This is a genomic window from Vibrio sp. 10N.261.52.A1 (genome assembly GCF_002876325.1).
Classification (GTDB): Bacteria; Pseudomonadota; Gammaproteobacteria; order Enterobacterales; family Vibrionaceae; genus Vibrio; species Vibrio chagasii.
Genome location: NZ_MCYD01000688.1, coordinates 1 through 3,076, shown reverse-complemented (window position 1 = coordinate 3,076; position 3,076 = coordinate 1). Strand labels below are relative to the sequence as shown.

At 46.3% G+C, this 3,076-nt stretch carries 3 protein-coding genes; all 3 read right to left on the bottom strand.

Features of this window, described 5'->3' with window-relative positions:
* Positions 1-654, bottom strand: a 654-nt coding sequence (locus BCT81_RS13430) for a LysR family transcriptional regulator (RefSeq protein ID WP_102424737.1), incomplete at its 3' end; no start/stop codon positions are given.
* 259 nt (positions 655-913) lie between these two features.
* The gene (locus tag BCT81_RS13425) at positions 914-1,699 is read right to left on the bottom strand and encodes an HAD-IIB family hydrolase (RefSeq protein ID WP_102424736.1); all 786 of its coding nucleotides are present in this window, start codon (positions 1,697-1,699) and stop codon (positions 914-916) included.
* Between the two features lie 35 nt (positions 1,700-1,734).
* A complete protein-coding gene (locus tag BCT81_RS13420; protein ID WP_017070429.1) occupies positions 1,735-3,018 on the bottom strand; it encodes a TRAP transporter large permease in 1,284 nt (427 codons plus the stop codon).
* Positions 3,019-3,076: the final 58 nt, after the last annotated feature.

Below are 3,076 nucleotides of genomic sequence, written 5' to 3'. Positions count from 1 at the left end.
GGTAAGATGAGAGTTTTGTTCGGCCTGCTTTACGAGCCTCCCCATACCTGTCGAGTTGTCGATCAAAGCAATAGAAGCCTCTCTAATGTCTTGCAGTGTCACCGGTGCTTGTTGCATCGTCAGTACGTGCCCTTTGGGAGCGATAAGCTCTAAAGGGTGGCTACGCTCGACGTGTGAATGCAGTTTAGGGTGAGGTGCAGACGCATAGGTAATCGCAAAATCAATCTGTTGATCTTCCAACATTTTCACCGCATCCAATGCACCGGCTATCTCGATCGATAAATTGATATCAGGGTAACGAGCCATGAAAGTCTGCATAGGTTTAGAGACCAAGTTAGTGATAAACCCTTCTCCTATCGCGATGCTAACGTTACCGCCCTTGAGGTTTTTCAGCTTGGTTAGGCGAGCCAGCACCGCCGTTTCACTGCGAACGATGGAGCGGTAATAGTTCAATAACTCGTTGCCCGCCTCAGTCAGCAGAGATTGGCGGTTGTTGCGCTCCCACACCTTCATTTCTGCTTGTGCTTCAAGCTGCGTCAGCATTCTACTCATTGCGGCAGGGTCAACGTTCATCATCTTAGATGCTTTACGCAGTGACCCATATTTTGATAACGCATTCAGATACTCAAGCGCACGAAGATTAAAATGGTGCATACAACTTCCTTGTGATTCGACTGACACAACACAAGCCTCTCACAATTTTCTCAATTGCCCATCTAGGAATTGAGGTACCGACCTAGCAAGTTTGCAAGTTGTGGACTGAGTCACCAACACAAGCCCTTAAAAAACGATAGGTGTTATATAGAAGAAGTATGTATTCGTCTCTAATAAAACAAAAACACAGCTCAATCCAACGAAGAAATGAGCTGTGTTTGATGTTCACTATCGGCTGTTTTAAGCCGATAACCAGTCACTATTTTAAAGCGAGCAGCTTATCGACAAACTCAGAGAAGCCGTATCCTCCGGGTTTGCTCATCACCACTGATGGGTGATGCTCTAGTCGTTCCCAATAATGCTGAATATTAGCCACACCGACACTGTTCGGCAAAATTTCAAACATGTATTGATCGTTCATCGAGTCACCGACATAGCAACTACGCTCGACTATTTCTTGGTCAGACAGCCCCTTCTCTTTGAGAAAAGCGGTCGATGTTGCTTTCTTAGAGTGCTCACCATACCAAGCATTAATGTGAATAGAGCTTGCTGTGGCGTGTGCACCTAGCGCATGAATCTTAGAGACTATCTCTTCAATAATCGCATCATCGACTTTGGGACGGTTTTGACCGATGTCTATCGCAACTTCACACAAGCGGTACGACTGATCCAGCGTTAAGCTGAGCTCTGGATAATCGCTCAAAATAGCTAAAACTTGTTCTTTCAGTTTGCTCTGATTAGCACTGACTTCTGGCAAAGGAATATCTGAGCGCAATGTCAGATAACCGTTTATCTTTTCCATAATGAAGGCGCCATTCTCACCGAGAACCGCATCAACAGGCCACAGCTGGGCAATGTGATCACACCAACCTGCACAAGCGCCGGTTACCGCAACCACTTTCTTGCCCGAATCTCGAAGCTTACTTAAAGCGATCAAGGTTTCAGGCGGCAATTGACCCTGCCACGTTAAGGTGTCATCCACATCGGTTAACACCCAATCTATCTTTTTCCAATTTTGGTTCAATTCATTCGATACCGAATTCATTTCTACACCTCTAAATAATCAATCACTAAACAGTGTTAAAGCAAATTCGGTAAAAACATCACTAAGCTTTCAGAGAAAGTCAGCAACATCAGAACCGTGAGTAGTGCTAGCAACAACGGAGCCACTTCTCTTACGAAGTCGACCATACGAACTTTTAAAATCGAGCAAACCGTAAACATCATCGAGCCAAATGGCGGAGTCACACCACCAATCATGATATTCACAATCACGATAATGCCGAAGTGAACCGGGTTAACGCCTAGGTTAAGAACAGCTGGCAATAGTAATGGCGTGAGTATGATCATCGCGGCACCACCTTCGATGAACATACCCACCACTAACAGCAGCACGTTAATCAACAACAGCAAGACGAGCTTGTTGTCTGTCAGCTCAATCAAAGCCGAAGCAACATTGTGTGGGATCTGCTCTAGCGTCATGTAGTAACCAAAGACCATGGCACCGATAATGATAAACATGACACTGCTGGTGCCCTGCACTGTTTCACGCATGATCAGCGGGATATGGCGAAAGCCCAGTTGACGATAAACGAATATGCCAATAATCGCGCAAAGCAATACGGCAATCGCACCCGCTTCAGTAGGCGTGAACAAGCCAAAACGCATGCCCAGAATAATGCCGAACGGGATCAACAGTGCCGGAATCGCTTTCAAGAAGTAATGAAAACGCTCTTTGGCAGAAGCAGGCTCAGAACGCGAAGGTTTGTAACGGCGTTTACGAGCGATGAACGCAATCGTCACCATTAGCGACAGCGCCATCAAAAATGCCGGAACGTAACCCGCTATAAACATTTGATGGACTGACACGTTCGCCAATAGAGCAAAGATGATTAAGTTAATACCCGGTGGGATCACAGGGCTGATACTTGATGACGCAGCTGTTACAGCGGCCGTAAATGGCAAGTCATAACCACGCTTAGTCATCTCGGGAGCAAGAATCTTCGACTGCATCGCCGCATCCGCATTGGCAGAGCCAGAGATACCGCCCATCAGAGTACTCAGCGCCACATTCACTTGAGCCAGACCACCGGTTTTATGGCCAATCATAGAATCGGCAAAGGCGAGTAAGCTCTTACTGATCCCCGCATAATTCATCACCGAACCCACCATGATAAAGAACGGGATGGCCAACAACGGAAAAGACTCAGCAGAGCTAATAAAGCGCTGCATCACCAAGCTCACCGGAATAGAGTCATTGATAAAAAGAAAGTAAACCATCGCCGATGCAATCAGAGAAAACGCGATGGGGATGTTCAAGAGAAACAGAACAAACAGAATAAGGATTGGAAGATAGCTTTCCATGAATCGTACCTACTTAGAAGAGCGCTTTAGAGAAGCGACATCGTTCGCGATAAATCGA

Coding starts and splice junctions, on each gene's coding strand:
- BCT81_RS13425 (WP_102424736.1), bottom strand. CDS start 1,699: ATGAATTCGGTATCGAATGAATTGAACCAAAATTGGAAAAAGATAGAT.
- BCT81_RS13420 (WP_017070429.1), bottom strand. CDS start 3,018: ATGGAAAGCTATCTTCCAATCCTTATTCTGTTTGTTCTGTTTCTCTTG.